The sequence below is a fragment of the Kerstersia gyiorum genome, from assembly GCF_004216755.1.
In the GTDB taxonomy this organism is placed as follows: Bacteria; Pseudomonadota; Gammaproteobacteria; order Burkholderiales; family Burkholderiaceae_B; genus Kerstersia; species Kerstersia gyiorum.
This window is the reverse complement of sequence record NZ_SGWZ01000004.1, coordinates 166,763-189,237: the sequence shown is the minus strand read 5'-3', so window position 1 is coordinate 189,237 and position 22,475 is coordinate 166,763. Positions and strand designations below refer to the sequence as shown.

At 58.7% G+C, this 22,475-nt stretch carries 11 protein-coding genes and 1 tRNA gene; 2 read left to right on the top strand and 10 right to left on the bottom strand.

Annotated features, from left to right (window positions below; genetic code table 11):
• Nucleotides 1-3: 3 nt before the first annotated feature.
• The 6 genes from EV679_RS12795 to EV679_RS12760 all read right to left on the bottom strand — a co-directional run bounded on the left by EV679_RS12795 (nt 4) and on the right by EV679_RS12760 (nt 17,009).
• A complete protein-coding gene (locus tag EV679_RS12795; RefSeq protein ID WP_130487423.1) occupies nt 4-5,205 on the bottom strand; it encodes a YheC/YheD family protein in 5,202 nt (1,733 codons plus the stop codon).
• Nucleotides 5,206-5,276: 71 nt separating this feature from the next.
• Complete coding sequence (locus EV679_RS12790) at nt 5,277-6,509, bottom strand: beta-barrel domain-containing protein (RefSeq protein WP_415777772.1); 1,233 nt, start codon at nt 6,507-6,509, stop codon at nt 5,277-5,279.
• A 2-nt stretch (nt 6,510-6,511) separates the two neighbouring features.
• On the bottom strand, nt 6,512-8,746 hold the full coding sequence (locus tag EV679_RS12785; RefSeq protein WP_130487422.1) for a type I secretion system permease/ATPase: 2,235 nt from the start codon (nt 8,744-8,746) through the stop codon (nt 6,512-6,514).
• A complete protein-coding gene (locus EV679_RS12780) occupies nt 8,743-9,966 on the bottom strand; it encodes a TolC family outer membrane protein (RefSeq protein ID WP_165390051.1) in 1,224 nt (407 codons plus the stop codon). The genes EV679_RS12785 and EV679_RS12780 overlap by 4 nt, the downstream gene beginning before the upstream one ends.
• A 359-nt stretch (nt 9,967-10,325) precedes the next feature.
• Nucleotides 10,326-15,458, bottom strand: a complete 5,133-nt coding sequence (locus EV679_RS18010) for a BapA/Bap/LapF family large adhesin (protein ID WP_165390050.1) — start codon at nt 15,456-15,458, stop codon at nt 10,326-10,328.
• 501 nt (nt 15,459-15,959) lie between these two features.
• A complete protein-coding gene (locus EV679_RS12760; protein WP_068370975.1) occupies nt 15,960-17,009 on the bottom strand; it encodes a helix-turn-helix transcriptional regulator in 1,050 nt (349 codons plus the stop codon).
• A 1,021-nt stretch (nt 17,010-18,030) separates the two neighbouring features.
• Here EV679_RS12760 and EV679_RS12755 point away from each other — a divergent pair.
• Nucleotides 18,031-18,120 (top strand) — tRNA-Ser (locus EV679_RS12755).
• Between the two features lie 319 nt (nt 18,121-18,439).
• Nucleotides 18,440-18,793 carry a DUF6693 family protein gene (locus tag EV679_RS12750; protein ID WP_068370752.1) on the top strand — a complete coding sequence of 118 codons (354 nt, stop codon included), beginning with the start codon at nt 18,440-18,442 and terminating at the stop codon, nt 18,791-18,793.
• Nucleotides 18,794-18,878: 85 nt separating this feature from the next.
• Here EV679_RS12750 and EV679_RS12745 read toward each other — a convergent pair whose 3' ends face one another.
• The 4 genes from EV679_RS12745 to EV679_RS12730 form a co-directional block, all read right to left on the bottom strand.
• The gene (locus tag EV679_RS12745) at nt 18,879-19,544 is read right to left on the bottom strand and encodes an RES family NAD+ phosphorylase (RefSeq protein ID WP_130487421.1); all 666 of its coding nucleotides are present in this window, start codon (nt 19,542-19,544) and stop codon (nt 18,879-18,881) included.
• Nucleotides 19,545-19,597: 53 nt separating this feature from the next.
• Nucleotides 19,598-20,038: an antitoxin Xre-like helix-turn-helix domain-containing protein gene (locus tag EV679_RS12740; protein WP_242611488.1), complete on the bottom strand. Its 441-nt coding sequence runs from the start codon at nt 20,036-20,038 to the stop codon at nt 19,598-19,600.
• 207 nt (nt 20,039-20,245) lie between these two features.
• On the bottom strand, nt 20,246-20,836 hold the full coding sequence (locus tag EV679_RS12735) for a hypothetical protein (RefSeq protein ID WP_127774546.1): 591 nt from the start codon (nt 20,834-20,836) through the stop codon (nt 20,246-20,248).
• Nucleotides 20,837-20,921: 85 nt separating this feature from the next.
• The gene (locus EV679_RS12730) at nt 20,922-22,286 is read right to left on the bottom strand and encodes an NAD(P)-binding domain-containing protein (protein ID WP_068370743.1); all 1,365 of its coding nucleotides are present in this window, start codon (nt 22,284-22,286) and stop codon (nt 20,922-20,924) included.
• Nucleotides 22,287-22,475: the final 189 nt, after the last annotated feature.

Sequence of the window (22,475 nt, the reverse complement as noted above, 5' to 3'; positions counted from 1 at the left end):
ATGTCAGCCCAGCGCCTCCGCCACTGTGGCTGCAATCACAAAGCGCCCTTGCGCATCAGCCCCAGGCGCGGCGCAATCTTCCACCACGCAGTTGGCCACCCTGGCCCTGGGAGCGTTATCGCGGCACTTGTCCATCAATTGGGCAACGGCACGCGGCGCCCCATGGAACAGCGCCTCCACCGCGCCGTCAGCGCCATTTCGCACCCAGCCAGACACGCCGTGCAAATGCGCCTGCCCCCAGATCCAGCGACGCAGACCCACGTCCTGCACGGCGCCTGTCAAGGTCATTCTTTTCGTCACAGCGCGGGCCCTGCCCGCCCCAGGAAAAACATGATCAATCAACATGCCGGCGACGTCCCGCGCCTGTCCATGCTGCACAAAATGCTGCAAGCCGAATTCCGGATTGCTGTTGACTTCAATCACCGCCCACTTCTGGGCCGAAGGCGGTAATGAAATATCCTCGGCCAGCAAATCCAGCCCCACATGCACGGCATCGTAGAGCGCCCTGCGCGCCTGCACCGCCACTGACGCCCACTCGGGATGCACGTGTTCAGTCACATCATGGCTTTCACCACCGGAACCTATATTCGCCACCGCATGCAGTTGCAGGTGTTGCCCTTCAGGCAGCACGCTGGCGGGCGTCAATCCGGCCAGCGCCAGATTGCGCAACATCATCCCGGTCAGTTCGATCGGTTTGGACCCCAGATAAGGATTGGCAGCCCGCTGCCGGTTTTTCACGGCAATCAGGCCGCTGATGTCGTGCCTGCCATCGCCCACCACATAGGCAGGTACACGCTGCGTGACAGCGCACAAGCCATCACCGATCACGATCAAGCGATAGTCCTTGCCGGGAATCTGTTCTTCGCAGATCACCGTCCTGGCATTGAGCTGCGCGATGATCTGCCAGGCGGCATCGAAATGCTCCCGCTCTCGCACATCAGTCGTCACGCCCGCGCCGCCAGAGCCAGCCAGCGGTTTCAAAACGAAAGTCCCCCCCTGCGCAGCCACATAGGCCCAGGCTTCTTCCTGCTGGTCCAGCGCGAAACTGCGGCCGGCCGGCGTCCTGACACCGGCTTCCTCAAGCAGTTGTTTGGTCCACTGCTTATTCGTCGTCGCCTGCGGCGTGGCCAGGCGTGTCAGCCCGCACATGCCCTGCAAAAAGGCAACCCGCGCCTGTCCATCGTCCAGGATGGTCAAGGCCCTATCCACAGCAAAGACATCCAGATTCCTGGCATAGGCTGCCTGACGCAGCAAACGCATTTGTATCAGCAAGCTATTACTTGCAAACGACCGCCCGGCGCAAGGAAGCACGTAGGCCGGCGCTGGTGCCAGAACAGGCGCCGGCGCCTTCTGGCCGGAGGCTTTCCGCCGTGCCAGGACATACTCCATCAACCTGCCAGGCAATTGAGGCGCAGCCTCGCCATAGGCGGCAAATGCCGGCGTAGCGACTGCAGGGTCTGCATTGAATTCGATGACATAGGCGTTGCCTTGGGCCGGCGCCTGGAAATCCCGCGCCATGATGTCAAGGCCAAGCTGGGTTGCATGCGGCACGGCCTGCCACACGCGCTCGGCCATTTTCCTGATGGACGGATGCAGGAACTTCAGCACGCCGACGCTTTCTCCTCCCAGCGTCACGTTCGAGACCTGAGCCAGCCGCACATACTCGCCCCTGCCCGGGATAAACGTCTGATCCTTCTTCAGCACTTGCTGCAGATAATCGAAATTGCTGATGGGATAACGCCGCAGCAATGGATTTCTTGCACGGTCTTCATTCTTGCGTGTCACCAGTTCGGCCACGGAATGCTGCCCGTCACCCACCACATAGGCCGGCACCCGGCACACTGCTGCCGTCACCTTGCCATCCAGGACAAACACTCGTACTTCGTCACCTTCGACGAAATCCTCAACGATGACTTCGGCCGACAAGCGCTGAGCCCGCTGCCAGGCCTGCGCGAACAGGGCTTCATCGTCAATGCCTGCCGTCACGCCCTTGCCGCCGCTCCCGACCCTGGGCTTGACCACCTGCGGGCACCGGCGGGTGCGAAATGCCTCGAGCGCCTGCTCAAAACTGGCGAATGCTCGCCCTGACGGCACGGCAATGCCCGCACGCTGAAGAAACAACTTGCTCAATACCTTGTTATTCGCAATTCTCCGTGTCGCCAGCGACAAATCCGGAGAATTGGGAGAAAACACGGCGACCCAGCCGGCAGCGTCGCGGACTTCCAGGCAGGTGTTATTACGCAGCCGGACGCTGCAGCCATGCTTTCTGGCTTCGGAGCCCAGCATCCGGTAAACCGGATTGCCGATGCCCTTGCGCAGATAGGGCGACGCAGAAAAATCATTCTGCCCACCCGCCATCACCTTCTGCAGCAAGGCCTGGTTTTCGGGAGTGGCCGCGGCAATCCGGATCTCCGGCACCGGCTGCCCGGCCAGGCCGAGCAGTTCAAGCTGGTGTATGTAGTAGTCCGTTTTTGCCGCAACCGCCGTGTCCAGGCAGCCTTTCATACCCGGGTAGCTGTTGACTTCAAACAGGAAGATTTCCCCATCCTGGACACCGAAATCACAACCCAAGGCATCTATGGAAAAGTCATAGTGTTCCTGCAAGGCATCGGCGATGCGCCGGGCTGCCAGCGAAAGGCGCCGTGCAATACTCGAGCCGGCCGCCTTGCCGTAGTGTTGCGCCAGAAACTCATCGGCATCCGCCGCCACGCCGCCCGTTGCCAAATTCGACGTGAGATTACCTGCGCCAATGCGCACATACTTGCGCGCCACCTTCCAGGCCCCTTGCTTGGCGCGGAAAATCGGCACCCGGATATCGAAGGGCTTGCCCTCTGCCGATCGACTATCTATATAGCGCTGCACCATCCAGAGCGCTGCCGCCTTGCCAGCGCAGAATGCCGCAAGGCCCGCGTCATCCAGCAACTGGCGGCCCTGATCCTCTTCCAGCAGGTAAGCTCCCGCGTCGTGCACGCTCAGGCGGAAGACATTTCGTCCCCGGTTCGAGCGATAGGGCTTGACGACAACGGCACCAAACTGCCTCAGCATGTCCTGCAAGGCCTCCAGCGCCAATGGCGCCGACGGAATCAACAACTTGCTTGCCTGCTTATGCCTGGCAAGTAGATCCAGCGTCACTCCCTTGCCACCCAGGCGATGGCACAGCAACTTGCTGTGTTGAGCCAATTGCTCCGCCAGCGCCATCTGCCTGCGCGTATTGGGCGGCGCATTGTCGATCACGGCCGGCAAGGTGCGACGCTGGCGACGCCAGCCGCCGCCATCAAACACGAAACCGGTCGCCTCACCGTCGACCAGCGCCTGATCACGATATGACAAATAGAACACGGCAGCCTTCTTCTTCCAGGCCGCGCGCGCCAGTGCCTGTACCTCCCGGAAGCCATCGGGGCGAGCCGGATAGCTCAACACGCCAATGACGGGCAGGCCGTTGAAATAAGGTGAATCACCGTGCTCGGCTGCCGGCTGGGCCACGCTCTTCTCCTGCGTGGCAGCTTGTTCCGCCTGCCTGCCCGGCATCGGTACGGGCGCGGCATGGCGCTGTCGGTATCTCAGATAAGCAACGTAGCCTGACAGATAGTGTTCTACGTCGTCGATACGCACGCGAAAGCTATGGTGCCGAATGAAAAATCCATTGAGTATGCGCTCCGGATTGCGGAAGAACATTGCCAATTCGGGCCAGAAGAAACCGTTGAGCAGATGCCTGGCCCGAGCTTCGAGCGCTTCATAGAACTCCGACAACGGAAAGCCTTCCAACAAGCCGCGCATCTGCTCGTCAGCCTGGATGCGTTCTATCATCGCCTGCGCAGCCATCATCAATTCCAGCAAGGTAGGAAATGTCGTGATGCGGTCCCGCACGAACCCCAGGTAATCGCGGACATTGTCCAGGCCAAACTGGTAATAGCGCGGATCCGGCCGATAGCGCGTCAATTCATTGACGCAATAGCTCAGCCAGTGATCGTGCGCCTGCCAGTGGCGTGCGGCAATGAAATGCTCAAAAGCCCGTTCTACGGCCTGCAACCAGCGCGCGTCCTGGGTCAACCCATACAAACGCATCAAGCCGAAGGCCGCCTCGCCGTCATAATAAATAATGCGATGCTCTGCCTTGAGCGACAACTCTGGATAGTTCAGCACGTGCGAGAATGCCCCCGTATCCGGGTGCTGCATATGCAATATGCCGGTCGCCAGCTGATCGAGCAGCGGCAGATAGCGCCCGTCCCCGCTCAGTTCCGTGTACTTGGCCAGTGCCAGCAGGCACACCGCATTGCCACCCAGCTTGATTTCATTGCCCTGGTCCACCAGAAATGCCGCCCGCTTGCCGCCTGGCAACCTGACGGGTTTTATCAGGGTCTGCGTCAGGTAGGCCAGCGCCCGTTCTATCGCCTGGAATTGGGCCGCATCCTGCGTGATCTCCCAGCCTTCCAGCAAGGCATAGGTAGAACTGGCATGCCGCAACGCGTTATAGGTAGGAATCGCCCGGTCAAAACACGGGAACCAGCCGTAGTGATACTGCCCGCTACCCTGCACCTGCTCGGCCAGATACTGCGACGCCGCAGCAACGGTCTGCGACACGCGCGCCGGCCCCCAATCCTCCACGACTCGATAGCCGCTGTTGCGACCATTTTTTTCGATTTCATGTGTCTGCGCGCCATCGGTGAACACCGCCAGCGTCTTGAAGCGCCAGATAACGGTAGTATCATTGTCCGGCCAATTCAGCGGCTGGCCGAACCGCCGCCGGGAATAATGAGCCAGATTCCTGGCATTGGGCGTTGCCACGCCATGGGTGCCGTCATACAGAATGGCATTGCCCGCCAGTTCCTGTTCCAGCAGCGCCTGGGAAAAATCGGCGGACCAGGCCAAGCCATAACGGAAATAATTGCGCTTGGTCAGACCCAGCACCTGCTTCAACTGAAGCCAGCTCAATTGTTCCACCTCATGCACGGCATCGACGCGCAACCACACCGACGGCAGGACTTGCTGTGGCTCCCACTCAGCCAGCCAGGCCGCGCCAGCCTCCCAGGCCTGCGCCACGTCGGCTCCCGTAGCGGTATGCACGGTGGCACGTTCCTGACCATTGCAGACACTGAAAAACAGCACGCATGCTGGCATCGCCGAAGGGCCGGGCCGGGCCGGCAGCGTGGCCAGCAGATTGGACAAGCGCGGCCGAGCTGCCGCCAACAAGGTTTCTATCGACATCTTTTTTCCTGTTTCATCACTTGATCGGCTGGCGCCCAGCGCCTCCCCCATGCGAACGACGGACGCAACCGTCAGCGTTCCCGCATGGCTTCCCTGACCTTGTTCACTGGCTTGACCAGGTAATCCCAGATCGTCTTGCTGCCAGTCTTGATATCGACCGTGGCGATCATCCCCGGCACAATGGGAAAGCGCTGCCCGGCTTCATTGACGAGCGCATCGGAATCCGTCCGGATATAGACCCGGTAATAGAAAACGTCCTGCTTGACCTCATCACGCATGGTGTCCGGAGCAATGGTCGCCACCACCCCCTCCAACCCGCCGTAGATCGAATAGTCATAGGCCGTGATCTTGACCAGGGCCCGCTGCCCAGGATGGATAAACGCAATATCACGCGGCGAAATACGCGCTTCTATCAGCAACTTTTCATCCAGTGGCACGATTGCCATCAGGTTGCCGTTGGGCGGCACCACGCCTCCCATGGTCGTAATGGCCAGGTCCTTCACCACGCCTCGCACCGGCGAACGATGCGTCAGGCGCGTCAAGGTATCGGCCCGGCCCCGCACCACAGACTGCAGCGATTGCACTTCCGCGTTGGCCCGGGACAGTTCCTCGCGCGCCTTGACCATGTAATCCGCCCGCATTTCGGTGATTTTCAGCTCCAGCTCGGAACGTTGGCGCTGCAGCCGGATCAGTTCCACGTTGCTGGCAGCACCAGTCTTCAGCAGCGACTGCGTGATGTTCAGTTCCTGGTTTACCAGCGCCAACGACCGATTCAGGCCCGACAACGATTCCTGCAAGCCCTTGCGGCGTGACTCGAACAAGGCCGTCTCCGCCGCGATCAGGGCGGGATAAGGCTTGAGTTCCTCGGGAAAATCAAGTTTGCTGCGTCCGCTCACTTCGGCCTGCAGGCGCACGGAGCTCGCCAATGCAGCACGGTAGCGCGCTGCGGTTTCCTCCACATTGGATTCACTGCGGGTCGGGTCCAGCTGCGCCAGCACCTGCCCTTTCTCGACAATGTCTCCTTCAGACACCAGCAGTTCAGTGAGAATCCCGCCTTCCAGCGACTGGATGACCTGTTCGCGCGAAGTCGGGATTACCTTGCCGCTGCCGCTGGAAACTTCATCTATCGTGAACAGCCAGGCCCAGGTGAAAAAGGCCGCCAGCATGATCAGGATGATCCAGACCACTCGGTAGGAACGGCTTGCCCTGGACTCATCGAACGCATCGTGGTCATTGCTGTCATGGTTGTGCGACTGAGTCAGCAGCACGGCTGTCAGGTCGCGCTCATTATCTTTCCTGGACACGCTCATTCCGTCGCTCCTTCCGTCCTGGCCCGTGTCGTGCGCGGGCTCGTGGCGGCCGGTTTGCCGCGCAGCTTTTCCAGGATTTCCTGCTTGTGCCCATCCATGACCACCCGGCCGTTGGCCAGCACGATGATGCGCTGCACCAGCCCCAGCACCGACATGCGGTGCGTGGCGATCACCATGGTACGTTCCGGCCCCATGCCCGCCAGCACAGAGATCAGATGACGTTCAGCCGCTTCATCCAGCGACGCGGTGGGTTCATCGAGCAACAGGACATGCGGCTGCCGGATCAACATGCGCGCCAACAGCAGGCTCTGGCGCTGCCCGCCAGACAGGCCATGCCCGCCCTCGAGCACTACGTGATCCAGGCCAGCCGGCAGACGCTGGATGAAGGCCCAGGCCCCTGTGGCCTGCAGGGCGGCTTCCAGCTCGTCGTCGCTGGCACCAGGCGCACCCAGCAAAAGGTTCTCACGCAACGTGCCGTGGAACAGACGGGCATTCTGGCTGACCAGGCCAACATCGCGCCGTACATCGGCAGGGTCCAGGTGACCCAGGTTGGCACCATCGAGCATCACGCTGCCGGTCATCGGCTCAAGCAGCCCTGCCAGCCCCTGCAACAGCGAGGACTTGCCAGCGCCATTGCTGCCCAGAACGGCAATACGTTCGCCCGCACGGATCACCAGCTTGCCGACCTGCAGCACCGGCGTTTCACCGTCATAGCTCAAGACGGCCTGGTTGATCTCATAATTGCCATTGAGGCAGGCGCGATGTATCCGCTTCTCCTTTTCAGGATTGTCGACCGGCAGCCTCATCACGTTATTCAGGCCCTGCATCGCTACCTTGGCCTGCTGCCAGCGATTCATGATCTGTGTGAGACCGGCCAGCGGTGCGATCATCCGCGACGACAGGATGGACGCCGCCACCAACGCGCCAGTCGTCAGGTCGCCATCCATCACCAGCGGCGCGCCGACAAACACCACAATTGCGAACGCGGCGCCCTGTACCGTCTGTGTCCAGGCTGACAGTTTCTGCGTCAGCGCCCGCAATTTCAGGCTGGATTCCGCATTGACGGCGTTGTAGTGGTTCCATTGGTTCTGGAAACGTTGCTCGGCCTGCAGCACCTTGATGTCTTCCATGCCCTGCACCGATTCCACCAGCATCGCATTGCGCAGCGACGCTTCGCGCATGCTGGATTGGGCCAGGTCCCGCAAGCGCCCCTGTACCAGCAGGCTGGGGATCAGCAACAGCAGGAATACCACGAATGGCAGCCAGATCAACGGTGGCGCGATGAACCAGAAAATGACGCAGAACAGAAGGAAGAACGGCAGGTCCGCGACAGCCGTCACGGTTGTGGACGTCAGGATTTCGCGTACGTGTTCCAACTCCCGCAATTGGGAAATGAAGGTGCCTGTGGCCTTTGGCCTGGCGGCATTGCGTACTCGCAGCGCATGGCCGAATACCCGGTCGGATATCCTGAGATCAGCGCGCTTGCCCACAACATCGGTAATATGCGTGCGCGCCAGGCGCATCACGAAAGCAAATATCAAGGCCACCACCACGCCACCGAACAGGACATACAGGGTCGGATAGGACTGGGCCGGGATGACACGGTCATAAACCTGCCGCGAGAAAAAGATACCTGCAAGCGCCAACACATTGATCACCAGCGACGCCAGCATCAGATGACGGTATGGCCGCCAATCCTGCAGCACGATCTGGCGCAGCCAGTTTTTCTCGACCGGCTTGATGTACTCGTCCACCCGAACATCCGGTGCCTCCCTTGCCGGACGCAAGACCACCAGACTATCCAATTGCACCTGTAGCTCACCCTGCTCCAGGGTGGAGGCCAATCCCGCGTCACCGCTAAACAGAATGCTGTAGCGGTTCTCGGTACTGATTGCCGTCAGTACACCAACCTGACCGTCACGCAGTTGCACGACCATCGGCAGCCGCCATGGTGTGATCTTCGCAATATCCGGCTCAACCTGGCGCATGACCAGCCCGGCCTGCTTGGCCATCTGACGTACAGCCAAGGTCAAGGTTCGCCCCTGGTTCCAGGCCGTTGCCAGACGGATGGTTTCTTCCGAACACTCCATACGGTAGTGGGCCGCCACCTTCAGGATCGCGTCCAGCCACGCACCCAGGTCAGGCTGCGCGCCCGGTACGCTCTGCTCATCAGGTCCAGCCTGCGCGACGTCCGGCGCAGCACTGATTGTTTCTTCCGGCACGGCACTCATGGCTGGATCTCCACGCCCGCGATGGTGCTGCCATCCAGGCCGAATACCGAACGCACCTGCCCGGTATAGAAGAGACAATCCAGCTGCAAACGATATAAGTCATACATATTGTTGACGACCTCCACCTTGGACTGGTGAAACTCCTGCTCTGCGTTGAGCAGATCCAGCAGCGTGCGCGTGCCCAGGTCCAGGTACTGTTGACGATACAAATCCCGAGTCTGACGGCTGCTCTGCGTGCGCTGCGCCAGGATGGGCGCGCGCAACTCGTAGCCCAGTGCCTGTTCACGCGCATCCAGCAACCCTTGCGTGACAGTTCTCATGGCATTGGCATTGGCAGCTTGCGCGGCCTGCAGGCCATGGCTGGCTGCCCGCTTCTGGGCCTGCAACCCCCCGCCCTGATAGAACGGCATGGAAAAATTGAGGCCTACCGTCGCGTCGTTGCGGGAATCACTGTTGGAAACATTCAATGCCCGGCTGGCTGACCCCTCCAAGGAGATCGTGGGCAAGGTCTGCGCGGCCGCCCCGTCCAGTGCGGCCTCGGCTTCACGCTGCTCTGCCAGGGCCAGCATGACGGACGGGATGGCCTGCCAATTGGGTTCCCCCACCTGGCACGCCCCGGAAAAACCGAGCGGAACCTCACCCTCCACCTCCGGCGTCTGCTGCTGCCCCAGCAAGTTGCGCAAATTGGCGCGCCAGCGCTCCCATTGCGACACCATCTGCACGCTGGTTGCCCGGGCGGCGTCCTCGCGCGACTGCGCCTGAACTTCATCGGACAGCGTGCTCGCGCCAAGCGCGCGGCGCTCTTTCGCCAGCCTGGCGATGGCAGCCACTCCCCTGATCTGCTCGTCGGCAATGCGTGTCAGCGCCTCATAGCGCTGCACCTCAATAAACGATTGCGCGGCCTCCCGTCCCATCTGGTCCACGGTGGCCAATAGCCTGGCACGCGCCACGGCCTGCCCTGCCTGGGCCTGGTCAACATTGCTGCGCACCTTACCGAAGTCATACAGCATCTGCGATGCCGAAACGCTCAACTTCTGCACACGCTTGTTCTCAAAGCGGCCGATATCCCGATTGCTCAGCTCACTGCTGAGCCCGCCCTTGATCTGCGGGTAATAGGCAGCACGGGCAACACCGATATATTCTTCCGAACGCTGCAGATTACTGACAGCATTCCGTACCGACGGATGCCCCTCGACCGTCTGCCGCACGGCAGACAGCATGTCCATTCCTTCCTGCGGCCCGGCCGCAGCTTCCCAATGCGCTCCCCCCTCGGGTGCGAGCGTACTCCAAACGGCATCTATTCCCCCTTGGGCTCCGCTTCCCGCCATCGGCGTCATCACGGTGGCTGGGGCCGCCGGCACTACCTCCGGCGGGGCAAGCGTTTCCGCATGCGCCGGAGTAACGAATACATATGTGGCAAAAACAGAAAAAAAGGCATATCTGAGTGACCAAGAAGCTGGCATTGCGCACATCCTTTTGAATCCCTGGATTGGAACGAGCTGACGATAGTCATTCGAGTAAGGAAAGCCGGGCCTCGAACTGCAAGGCCCGGCTTTCTATCAGCTGTGACTAGCCTGAATTAGCCAAGAAACACCTGCGGCTGATTCAGATCGTCATCCAGCGGATTGACCAGCGGCACATCCACCACCGGTTCGTCCGTCTCGACTGCTGCGGTCACGCTCTCCTGCGCCTCGGCTGCCGCGTCTTCCTGATCTTCGCCGTCTTCCGACAACGCGCTCAGGTCGACATCGCCTTCCTCGGACGGCTCGTACAGCAAGTCGTCCAGATTCAGCTCGGCAACTTCTGTTGCCGGTTCAGCATCGGTACCGTCTTCAGCGTCCAGGCCGCGCAATGCCACCACATCGCTGTCGTGGTCATCGCTCTCGTCCTCGAACGCATCGGTATCGGCGAACGCAGAGAACTCGTCAGCGGAATCGAGCGCGTCAGGTTCGAACGGACCCGTACCGTGCTCTACCGCTATCGTCAGCGTCGCTTCCTCGACCGTACCGTTCGGGTGCTCCAGACGATAGGTAAAGACATCTTCCTTACCAATAGCGGCCAGCGAGGACGTCGGCGCGTACGAGTAGCTGCCATCGGTATTGATGGTCAACACGCCATACAGGCCCGTGACCGTCGTGCCATTGGCAACCGCAACGAACTGACCGCTTCCGTTCTCCACCAGGAACTTGGTGTAGGTCGAGCCCAGATGATCGTCAGCCAGCACATTGCCGGTTGCGGCTTGAATGTCCTTGACGACGTATTCATCCAGGTGCGTGACCGACTGAGTCTCGTACGCCAGCTCCAACTTACCGCCAGTTCCAGTACCGCTACGTTGATACGTGGCCGTGACGGTGTAGTTGCCAGCCTCAAGGCCTTGCAACATCTCCTGAACACTCAGGTTGCTAAACAACCCGCCCGTACCGGTGTAGGTCTTGGAGTAGCCATTAGGACCTGTCACCGTCACCTTCAAGCTATCGGAAACAAGCAGCTCATCAGGTGAAGAAGCCGTGATCTTGACATCAGCCTTGCTGTCCGGATCAACCGTAAAGTTGACCGAGCTTGTCTTAGTCACTGCCCCGGCAAAAATGCCACCAATCGTCTGGCTGGGAGCCTGCTCGCTAGGCCCACCTTGGGTCACCAGGTAGTCACTATTGATAACGGTCTCACCCGTATCGTTATTGGCCACCAGATCAACTTCGGCGGGTTGCGACGGATCCTCGGGCCAGATCAGGCCTTGACCATCGCTGTCGATACGAATATGGATCTCGGCCGTACTCTCGGAACCGTCAGCTGCCTTGATCGTGTATTCGAACGTCTCGACCTTGCCAATACCCAAGCCATTCGTATCGTATGGCGTATAGGTAAATTCGCCATTCGCACCAATGGTCAGGCTGCCATATTCGCCTTCGAACGTCGTCGTACCGTTCGCGCCAACCTGTTCCCCGTCGATATGGGTAACCTTGGCGCCCTCGCCTGCGGCGTCGTTGTCGAGCACATTGCCCGATACCGGCGTCACCTTGTAGGAACCCACCTCAGTGTGGTCGTAGAACGTCGTCGTGCCTTCGACCTTGGTCGTCGTCAGCACGCTGAGCCCGCGTACCGCTGCGATCACCTGGTACTCACCCGGGGGCAGGTCATTGATCGTGAACTTGGCCTTGCCACCGAAGATACCGATGATATCAATCAGGCCACCGGAGCCGGATTCCTCCAGCACCTTCCAGTTCCCGTTCTCATCCTTGACACGCAGCTGAACCTTGACGTTATCCAGCAAGGAAATCGCCGAGCCGGAAGAAACGCTGATCTCGCTCGTCGCCGTCTCGCCTTCCCCAACCGTGAAACTGAACCGGGGAGCCCCGTCGAAGAATGCATCCCACAGCCCGCCAATGTCGATAATCGACAGACGGCTATCGCTCTGTACCTGCGTATCGAGCTCTGTCGGCTCGATATCTACCTTGGCGGTGTAGAAGTCGTCCGAAGTGTCGGAATCAGCATCTGCATCGGCGTCTGCATCTGCATCTGCATCAGCGTCGGCATCGGCATCGGCATCAGCGTCGGCATCGGCATCGGCATCTGCATCTGCATCGGCATCAGCGTCGGCATCAGCGTCAGCGTCAGCATCCGCGTCGGCATCGGCATCCGCGTCGGCATCAGCATCCGCATCAGCATCCGCATCGGCGTCTGCATCGGCGTCTGCATCGGCGTCGGCGTCAGCATCTGCATCGGCATCTGCGTCGGCGTCAGCATCCGCATCCGCGTCGGCATCCGCATCGGCGTCAGCATCAGCATCGGCGTCAGCATCAGCGTCGGCGTCGGCGTCAGCATCAGCGTCGGCATCCGCGTCAGCGTCGGCGTCAGCGTCGGCGTCAGCGTCGGCGTCAGCGTCGGCGTCAGCGTCGGCGTCAGCGTCGGCGTCAGCATCCGCGTCGGCATCGGCATCGGCGTCTGCATCGGCGTCTGCATCGGCGTCTGCATCCGCATCAGCATCAGCATCCGCATCCGCGTCAGCGTCTGCATCAGCATCGGCGTCAGCATCAGCGTCGGCGTCAGCATCAGCGTCGGCATCAGCGTCAGCATCGGCGTCAGCATCCGCATCGGCATCGGCATCGGCATCGGCATCGGCATCCGCGTCGGCGTCGGCGTCCGCATCAGCGTCGGCATCGGCATCCGCGTCAGCGTCAGCGTCAGCATCGGCATCCGCGTCGGCATCAGCATCGGCATCAGCATCGGCATCAGCATCGGCATCAGCATCGGCGTCGGCGTCGGCGTCCGCATCAGCGTCGGCGTCGGCGTCAGCATCAGCATCAGCATCGGCATCGGCATCCGCGTCAGCGTCAGCGTCAGCGTCAGCGTCAGCATCAGCATCAGCATCAGCATCCGCATCGGCGTCGGCATCAGCATCCGCATCCGCATCGGCGTCTGCATCGGCGTCCGCATCGGCATCGGCGTCCGCATCGGCGTCGGCATCCGCATCGGCGTCAGCATCAGCATCCGCGTCGGCATCGGCATCTGCATCGGCATCCGCGTCGGCATCCGCATCGGCGTCAGCATCCGCATCGGCGTCAGCATCAGCATCAGCATCAGCGTCCGCGTCGGCATCGGCATCTGCATCTGCATCGGCATCCGCGTCGGCATCAGCATCGGCGTCAGCATCCGCATCGGCGTCAGCATCAGCGTCGGCATCAGCATCGGCGTCTGCATCGGCATCGGCGTCGGCATCAGCATCAGCATCCGCGTCAGCATCAGCGTCGGCATCGGCGTCAGCATCAGCATCAGCATCGGCGTCCGCGTCGGCGTCAGCATCAGCATCAGCATCAGCATCAGCATCAGCATCAGCATCAGCATCAGCATCAGCATCAGCATCAGCATCAGCATCAGCATCAGCATCAGCGTCGGCGTCGGCGTCGGCGTCCGCGTCGGCGTCCGCGTCAGCGTCGGCGTCAGCGTCAGCATCCGCATCAGCGTCAGCATCAGCATCGGCGTCAGCATCAGCATCAGCATCGGCGTCAGCGTCAGCGTCGGCGTCTGCATCGGCATCAGCATCGGCGTCCGCATCAGCGTCGGCGTCGGCGTCGGCGTCGGCATCGGCATCAGCATCGGCATCGGCATCGGCGTCAGCATCTGCATCGGCATCTGCATCGGCGTCGGCGTCGGCGTCCGCGTCGGCGTCCGCGTCAGCGTCGGCGTCGGCGTCGGCGTCGGCGTCCGCGTCGGCGTCAGCGTCAGCATCCGCATCAGCGTCAGCATCCGCATCAGCGTCAGCATCAGCATCAGCATCAGCATCAGCATCAGCATCAGCATCAGCGTCAGCATCAGCGTCAGCGTCAGCATCAGCATCAGCATCAGCATCAGCATCGGCGTCAGCATCCGCATCGGCGTCAGCATCAGCATCAGCATCGGCGTCAGCATCAGCATCGGCGTCAGCGTCAGCGTCAGCGTCTGCATCGGCATCAGCATCGGCGTCCGCATCAGCGTCGGCGTCGGCGTCGGCGTCGGCGTCGGCGTCAGCATCAGCATCGGCGTCCGCATCAGCGTCGGCGTCGGCATCCGCGTCAGCGTCAGCGTCCGCATCAGCGTCGGCGTCGGCGTCGGCGTCCGCGTCGGCATCAGCGTCGGCATCAGCATCCGCATCGGCGTCGGCATCGGCGTCAGCATCAGCATCAGCGTCCGCGTCGGCATCGGCATCTGCATCGGCATCCGCATCGGCGTCAGCATCCGCATCGGCGTCAGCATCCGCATCGGCGTCAGCATCCGCATCGGCGTCAGCATCCGCATCGGCGTCAGCATCGGCGTCTGCATCAGCATCGGCGTCTGCATCCGCATCGGCATCGGCATCGGCATCGGCGTCAGCATCAGCGTCGGCGTCAGCATCCGCGTCGGCATCGGCGTCAGCATCAGCGTCGGCATCCGCGTCGGCGTCAGCATCAGCGTCGGCATCGGCGTCAGCGTCAGCGTCAGCGTCAGCATCTGCATCGGCATCCGCATCCGCATCCGCATCCGCATCCGCATCCGCATCCGCATCAGCATCAGCATCCGCATCCGCATCCGCATCAGCATCCGCATCAGCATCCGCATCCGCATCAGCATCGGCATCGGCATCGGCGTCGGCGTCAGCATCGGCATCTGCGTCAGCATCCGCATCAGCGTCGGCGTCAGCATCTGCATCGGCGTCAGCATCTGCATCGGCATCTGCATCCGCATCCGCATCCGCATCCGCATCCGCATCCGCATCCGCATCGGCATCCGCATCGGCGTCAGCGTCAGCATCCGCATCGGAGTCATCGCTGGAGCTACCACTACCGCCAAGCGCTGCGATCATGCCGCCGAGGCCCAGAATGGCTAGGCCGGCAGCCAGCCAGGTAGGAATGGAGTTACCGGCCTGAGCAATAGCCAGGACGTCTTCAAGAGCGGAGATTTCAACGAAAGAGAACTCAGCGCCCGGCTGAGCATATTGAGCCCACCACAGAACGCCATTCTCGTCTTCGAGAACAAGTTCGCTGCGGCGGTCTTCTTCGTCGACCAAAAAGAAATTACGAATGGTGATTTTTTCACCATTGCGCAGGGTGACAACCAGGTCGGTTCCGGCAGGCTGCAAGCTAGCAACCTGCTGCGGGCTGACCGGTATTTTCACCACGCTGGGCTGAGCCAAGCGAATGTCGCCCAGAGGAACTTCCTCTGTGCTGCCATTCACTTTGCTAAGAATTGATATTGGCATAATTTGACCTAACCAAGAAATCAGCTGGTTAATCAGGCGTCACGTTGTGAAGCCGTCGATGTGCCGCGCTGCTATTGAAAATACATGGCTACCAGCCAGTCACATATTTCCAAAAACACAAGCTCGCCCCACCTTGTCATAAAAACAAGGCGGGACAGCGCTTACACGGCCCCAATTAAGTTGATAGGCAAAATACCTCGAACCTATCCAAACTCGTGCTGATTATCGGTGTCATGACAACGTGCCAATTAGCTGTATTCCGAACAAAATCACTAAACAGACGAACACTCGGAAAAAAATTTCGTCAATCCCTCTTGAGGCAAAACCAATTACATCCAATTACACCCCAAATCAACATCTATGAGTAAATCAATCACAAAAAATAGCAATAATGCGCTCTAGCAAGACGAAATATTTCGCCTCGCAAACAGTAAGTTAAAAAAATCTCAGGTACCGACCAACACGGATGGAAGATAAAAAACAAGCACTGGGATACAACCATTAATACATGCTTGCCGCATTCTCCCTGTGTCGCAAAGGAATAGCATCACGCAATCCCTGGCGCCGCGCCTGGCCTGGCGTCATGCCAAAATAGGCCCTGAATGTTTTACCGAAATAGACAGGATCGGAAAATCCACAATTCCAGCAAATTTCCGATATATTCTGATGCGCGTGCTCCACACCAGTGATCATGTCCCAGGCTCTTTGCATACGTTTCTCTCGCAAAAAGGACACGAACGTATAACCCTTGCCATATTTCGAGAAAAGATTCTGGATATAACGTGACGAAATACCAAAATGCTCAGCAACAAACTCAGAGCTCATCTCAGGATTGGAATGATTCTCTGAAATCCAGGAGCAAATCTTCTTGAAAAGCAGCTCGCCCCGGCTCTGAACGCCGCTGCCATCACCATCCTTCTTGCTCCAGGAACGGACGCCGTTCAGCCGTTCCAGCAACGCACGGCGCATCATCGCCATGATCTGCTGTTCAATGACATTGCGCCCCGATGCATCCTTGGTCACCACGCAAAGCGTCTTGCAATCCAGGCTTTCCAGATAAGAGCCCAACAGCCGCCCCCAGCCACTCTTGAAACATGCGGTACTGGCATGACGAGTAAGGAGGCTGCGATCGTAGGGCGACATTGATGACCCCGACATCATCAGGATAATTCCCTTGAAATCCTGAAATGCAGCGGCATTGATATCCTCACCCTTAAACAAGACCAGTTCTCCCTCAGGAAGAATTTTCAAAGAGTCTCGAAAGAAAATACTGATCCTGCGATCTGCACGCACCAGTAGCCAGGAATCATCCTTCACCAGATGGTGCAATGCCATCCCGGCACTGGCAAATCTGTGCACCATCATTCCGCTGCCATCTCCCAGCAAATCGCTGGTAGAAATAAACTCATCTGCAACGCCGGACAAAAGTATCTTGAACGAGCTGCCATGGGCATAGAACAACAAAGTTGCCGCATCCAACGCTGCACCAGTACCGATACCATGACGCAATATTCCCGGTATCTCTTCTTTTACGGCCTGATAGGTTTCCATATTTCCCCCAACGCCACACTTGCCAGAACTCTTTGCTTAAGTATGGGGCATGAAAGAAAACCATGAATAGACCGATAAACACAGAATTCAGCAAAATTCCGAATTCACTTATAGCGATAGTCAAATTCACACTCACAGACCCAACCTACAAGTTACATTTATCGCCTGTACCAGAACAATATGGAGGAATAAAGCACAACGGGCATCTCGCCTGGGCCGCTAGTAAAAACATGCTTGACTGGGCAACAAAAACACCAAAAAATATATTAAAAACAAATATATAAACAGAACCACAGCAGGCAGCCAGACATCAGTCAGGGCATTCCCTTCAGCGAGGAGCTCGCCTCAAAACAGCACCAGACATCACCTATTTCAGCAATATTACGGCATACCATTCCAACCAAAAATGAAACAAATACATGACATATAATCATCACAAAGAAACCATTCGAAACAAAATCATTTTATTTGAACCCCACGGGAAAACACTAGCCTCACCCTCTGTAAAAGCACTTCTTTGATCACTATTTGCACACAAGATGGACAGCACTGTCATACTCTAGCTACCAAAACTTTTAAATAAGCAGCGTTATCCCGCTGTTCATCACCCATCGTCAATCACCAAATATTTCAGCCTAATTTCCAAATCACAAATTCGCAAAAAAACAGAAAAATGTGAAAGTAAACTCAATCTCAATTATTAAAATCTAAATAAATGATGTAGATGAATCCAGGATGCCGGCGATGCCAGGCAATATGTCTCATCCAATCTTCTTTGCAACACAACGCCACCGCCACGACACCACCGCGACACCTTAGCCAAGGCATTCCCCGATTGTTGCCAGTCATCCCGTTCCCGGTTTCCCAGGCTGGACAGGTAAAACAACAGCACTGTGCAACCTGACAGACCAGTCGGCGAGCCACGCGCAAACCCACCTCGCTTGCCAAGAAAAAAAACACCAGATATAATTACTTTCTTCTTCCACTGCGGCGTTTAACACGTACCGCGGCGGTTACCTAAGGACAGGTGGCAGAGTGGTCGAATGCGCCGGACTCGAAATCCGGTATACGTGCAAGCGTATCGTGAGTTCGAATCTCACCCTGTCCGCCAAAGAATTCAAGCAGTTACAGCGATCAAAGCCACCCGACACGGTGGCTTTTTTGTTTTGTGGTTTACCTCACGCCCCCAACCTGCCATGCGCAACCTGTGCCACAATCCAACCATGACTATGACCGCATTCATCCCCGCGTCCATCGCTTTGTTGTGCTCCGGCGTTACCTTCCTGTCTTCCGGGCTGGCGCTCAACAGCCCTACATTTATGATCCTGGGAGCCGTGTTCATGGCAGTTGGAACTCCGATGGCAATTGTTACGCTCACGCGTCGCACGGCCCGGGCGCGCTGACAGCTGCCTCGCCCAGTGGATTGCACAATGCCCAGCGCCTTCAATAATCTGCAGCTCAAGTCAGAACTTGGCTTCATGGAAGCCCTCGGGCATATGATCGTTTGGGTTCTGCTCACAATCGTCACATTAGGGCTGGCGATGTTCGTGTTTCCCTACTACATGCAGAAGTTCATCATCAGCAAAACCTATGCCTATGATGCGCAGGGGCAACGCGTGGGACGATTGGTCTGCACCATCGACCTGGCCAGCATTATTGGCAATATCGTCCTGTGGGCAATCATCAGCATTGTTACGCTGGGCCTGGGCTACCTGGTGTTTCTATACAAGATTTCCGCCCACTGCATGAGTCATACCAAGCTGGTTGGCGTCAACGATTTGTGAGTTGCCGCATGGCATCCCGTCAGGCAGTCTGACACCCCCAGGCAGCACGACAAGCCCAATCCGACCAATTGCAAGCTGCTTCGCCTCACTCCGGACGCCACTCGAATCTGCCCTGCCCGTTTTTGCGGATCATCATGACGCCAGCCAAGGTTGCCTTGCACACCCATTCCTGCTTGGAACGCTCCAGTCTCGCCGATGCGGCGTGAACAGCCGTGGGCGTGAGGACGGCCGCCAACGCGCAGGTAGGCGCACGAACGGATTCATACTGAATCCATTCAATGGATGCTGCCATGGCCGCTGCAGCAAGCGCATGGGTAGCCCGGTAGTCCGTGGAATGCTTCCACAGATGCGCCAACCCCGCCCAGGGTTCAGCCATGAGGTTGATTGCATTGCCGCGCACGGACGCCTGAAAGAAAGTGTGCTCGGTGATCAGCTCACCATCGGCTGCCAGCGCTTCGCTATCCAGCAGGAAACGCATGCGCCAGTACGCAACTTCGGAACAGGCCCCATCGAGCGTGGACGAGCCATACCACAGGCCACTCTGGCGTGCTGGCCGGAAACGTGAATCATGCTGGGGAAAGTAACGGAACGGGCTCAGCAACAAATAATGCTGACCTGGCGATTTCCTCTGAGCCGGCGGCTTGCTTTCTTCAAGGAGAATTTCCAGCAGGCCCTGTTCTTCCAGGGAGTCCACCAGTTTCATGGAGGCCGCAATGTACTGGGTTTCCACGCCGCGCCAGGCATTTTCCATCGCCAGGCTGCCTGCGTGATCTTGTAACCAGGCGGGGTTCCAGGCGGCCCCATTCATGTCGCAGCCCGCATACCATCCAGATACGATAAGGTGCGGACCAGGCCCTCGGCCTTGCGGATCAGCTGTATCGGGCTGCCCAGCAAAGCGTTGTTATGGCTTTCCATCCACAACTTTCGCTTGTGCGCGTCGCCCCCTACCAGCGGATCCAACGAGCGGAATACCCGAATGAGCATCAGGGCAAGCTCCCCTTCCTTGGAGTCCGGGCTGATGGTGCGGCCATTCGCCTTGAGCCGCGAGATCGTGGGTTCGCTGACACCGATCACCGATGCCAGCGCTGAATTGTTCAACCCCAATTGTTCGGCAGCGCGCAACGTTGCCTTCGTCAGCACGACAGCAGCATCGGGAACAGCGTGGGGAGTGGCCGGCATGATCGTCTCCTGCAACGGATCCATGGATGCCCACATCATATCAAATGAACGCAAAAAATCCATCATTTGAAAAAATATCAAATAAAAATATCAAATAAAAATTTCAAATGATGGATAAATGACTGAATACAGGAAACCGTTCAGCCGACCCAGCCGCGACAACTTGTACTCGCTCGGCATCACGCCGCTGAGCCCCCGGCCTGGAATAGTGCCCCATCGGCAACATCCAGGCTCCTCGCAAAAAACCGTATCGCAACGGGGCAGCCCCGTATTTCAGTCGCTGATCTCGCGCCGCCAGACACCATAGGCAATGGAGGCACTGCCCAGCCCGCCGACTGCACCGCACACGATGGCACGCCAGCCTTCCTGGAAGTCTGCATACAGGCCGGTCATGGTGAAGAAGATGAACGCCAGAAGCCCGCCCAGGAGCACCGCGCCCCCAATACCTGCCCAACCTTTGAAGCGTTTGCGCAAGCCCCCCATGACGCCGCCGCAAATAAGCGCAGGGATTCCACCAGCAACATATGAAAAGAAAAACAGCACGATCAGCATATCGTTGGCCGGACGGGAATTGGGCATGTCCCGCTCAAGCCATGAGGCCACCATCAGAAATGCCGCCATGCCGACCGGAGGGCCGACAAAGCCGAACAGCAGGGAAAACGGCAGGACGCCCGGCTTGCGTTCCGGATTGCGGATGCTATCGGAAAAGCGCCGCCACAGTATCTCGCCCAGCGCGACGGGTACCACCAGCATCGCCACCAGCCCCAACAACCAAGACCAAATTCCGGACTGCATTATCTGTGTTCCCCTAGAGCCCGCACCCTGGACGCACCCAAGCGTAAAGGCCGTGAAAATGACAAGCATTCAAAATGACATATATAAAAATTGCCGTCCCTCATGACGCACATAAGGGACGGCAACTTATGTCACGATTAGATGCAATTTTAATCTAAATCGGTGAGTTTTCTTCTACTTCAATAGAAAGAAAACGTTCCATGCTGTCATCAAGTTCTTCCATCCATGGCGTGTGGTGCGCGGGTGCCTTGGTTCCTGTCACAACTGACACATAGCAACGGTCGCGGTAGGTCAGGATGTTCTTCTGCTTGTCTCGCAGCCATTGCTTGAGCAGCACCGCCACCTGCTCCGCCTCGAACCCCGGATAGTCGGTACGGTCCATCAGGTCGCGCACGTATGCCGTCTGGAAATCGACCGCATCGAAACCATCCTGCACCGTGGCCTCGCGCTCCTGCCAGGCCAGGCTGTCCGCCACCATGTCTTCCTTGCCCGGCAGCCTGATGCGTCCCAGCATCACGTCACGCGCAAACCAGGCTTGCGCATCGAACATATTGAAGGTGTAGTACTGGTCCTGCATGCCCAGATAGAACAGGCGGGGCTGCTCTATCCATGCGACGCCCTTGTACAGGCCGCCCGGATACAGGCGGTTGTGCGTGGACAGACGCAGGTTGTCCGCCAGGAATGGGAACTTGTGCTGATAACCGGTGCACAGGATGACGGCATCGAAGCGGCGCGTCGAGCCATCGGCAAAATAGGCGATTTCCCCATCGAAACGCAGCAGCAGCGGCACTTCGCTGATGCCCTCCGGCCAGCCGAAACCATGCGGGCGGCTGCGATAGCTGATCGTCACGGAAGCAGCACCATGCTTGTGGCACTGCACGCCTATGTCCTCCGCCGAGTAGCTGCCACCGACCAGCAGCAGATCCTTGCCGATGAACTGGTCGGCGCCACGAAAGTCATGGGCGTGCATCACGGTACCGGGGAATTGCTCCAGGCCTTCGAAGTGCGGCACATTGGGCGTCGAGAAATGGCCGCACGCGACAACCAGATAATCGAACTCCTCGGTATAGGTTTCCTGCTTTTCCAGGTTTTCCACGGTGACGCGGAAAATGTTCTCCTGCTCATCGAACTCGATCCAGCGGGCAACCGTCTGGAAACGGATGTATTGGCGCAGGTTGTTGCGTCGCATGCGTCCCTGGATGTAGTCGAACAGGACCTCGCGTGGCGGGTAGGACGGAATCGGCCGGCCAAAGTGCTCATCGAAGGAATAGTCCGCAAACTCCAGGGCTTCTTTCGGTCCGTTGGACCACAGGTAGCGGTACATGCTGCCATGCACCGGCTCCCCGTATTCATCCAGACCGGTCCTCCACGTGTAATTCCACAAGCCGCCCCAGTTATCCTGCTTTTCGAAACATACGAGTTCGATAGGCTCGGATACCTGTTTGAAGGCGGACTCGAAAGCGCGTAGTTGCGCCAGGCCGCTCGGGCCCGCGCCAATAATGCCAATGCGCATCGTCATGGATTGCTCCTCTTTTCTCATGTCGTTGATGGACGGACAAAAGCACTGGCAATGATCAGCGTAGAGCCAATCAGGGCCTGAGCAAATGTCCGGATGATCACCCCGATTGAGCGCGGCGGAAAGCCGGCACAATCTGGTTCCGCCCGAAGCGGACGGAAGGCCTGGGCCACCTGCAGGTAGCCCAGGCCC

Bases quoted from the DNA above. Each gene is read 5' to 3' on its own strand.
- EV679_RS12795 (WP_130487423.1), bottom strand. From the start codon at position 5,205: ATGTCGATAGAAACCTTGTTGGCGGCAGCTCGGCCGCGCTTGTCCAAT.
- EV679_RS12785 (WP_130487422.1), bottom strand. From the start codon at position 8,746: ATGAGTGCCGTGCCGGAAGAAACAATCAGTGCTGCGCCGGACGTCGCG.
- EV679_RS12780 (WP_165390051.1), bottom strand. From the start codon at position 9,966: ATGCTGTCTGCCGTGCGGCAGACGGTCGAGGGGCATCCGTCGGTACGG.
- EV679_RS18010 (WP_165390050.1), bottom strand. From the start codon at position 15,458: ATGCCAATATCAATTCTTAGCAAAGTGAATGGCAGCACAGAGGAAGTT.
- EV679_RS12760 (WP_068370975.1), bottom strand. From the start codon at position 17,009: ATGGAAACCTATCAGGCCGTAAAAGAAGAGATACCGGGAATATTGCGT.
- EV679_RS12750 (WP_068370752.1), top strand. From the start codon at position 18,440: ATGCCCAGCGCCTTCAATAATCTGCAGCTCAAGTCAGAACTTGGCTTC.
- EV679_RS12745 (WP_130487421.1), bottom strand. From the start codon at position 19,544: ATGGAAAATGCCTGGCGCGGCGTGGAAACCCAGTACATTGCGGCCTCC.
- EV679_RS12740 (WP_242611488.1), bottom strand. From the start codon at position 20,038: ATGATGGATTTTTTGCGTTCATTTGATATGATGTGGGCATCCATGGAT.
- EV679_RS12735 (WP_127774546.1), bottom strand. From the start codon at position 20,836: ATGCTTGTCATTTTCACGGCCTTTACGCTTGGGTGCGTCCAGGGTGCG.
- EV679_RS12730 (WP_068370743.1), bottom strand. From the start codon at position 22,286: ATGACGATGCGCATTGGCATTATTGGCGCGGGCCCGAGCGGCCTGGCG.